Source organism: Mesorhizobium sp. M8A.F.Ca.ET.161.01.1.1 (assembly GCF_004792105.1).
Taxonomy (GTDB): Bacteria; Pseudomonadota; Alphaproteobacteria; order Rhizobiales; family Rhizobiaceae; genus Mesorhizobium.
This window is the reverse complement of the sequence record NZ_SRTD01000465.1, coordinates 1-288: the sequence shown is the minus strand read 5'-3', so window position 1 is coordinate 288 and position 288 is coordinate 1. Positions and strand designations below refer to the sequence as shown.

The 288-nt window shown below is 61.5% G+C and carries 1 pseudogene; it reads right to left on the bottom strand.

Annotation, left to right across the window (positions count from 1 at the left end):
- Window positions 1-54: 54 nt before the first annotated feature.
- Window positions 55-288: pseudogene (locus EN804_RS36565) on the bottom strand (cobyric acid synthase CobQ); the annotation flags it as partial.

The window sequence follows — 288 nt, the reverse complement described above, 5'->3', positions numbered from 1 at the left end:
TGGTCCTTCGGCACCTATTGGCCGAATGCGGGAGAGAAGGCCTGAACTGTTCGGTCAGCACGCCAACCCGAATATCGCGTCACAGTCGAGATGTCTCTCCAACTCCTCTGCGACCTCGTCCAGCGCGCGTTCGACCTCGGCGCGATAGTCGATGCCGCCGCCCCTGACGCCCAAACTTTTCAGATATTCGGCACGGAAGGCATCGGCGGAAAACAGCCCGTGCAGATAACTCCCGATCACCTTGCCGTCGGCGGAAACCGCGCCGTCCTCGACGCCATTGATGACGGC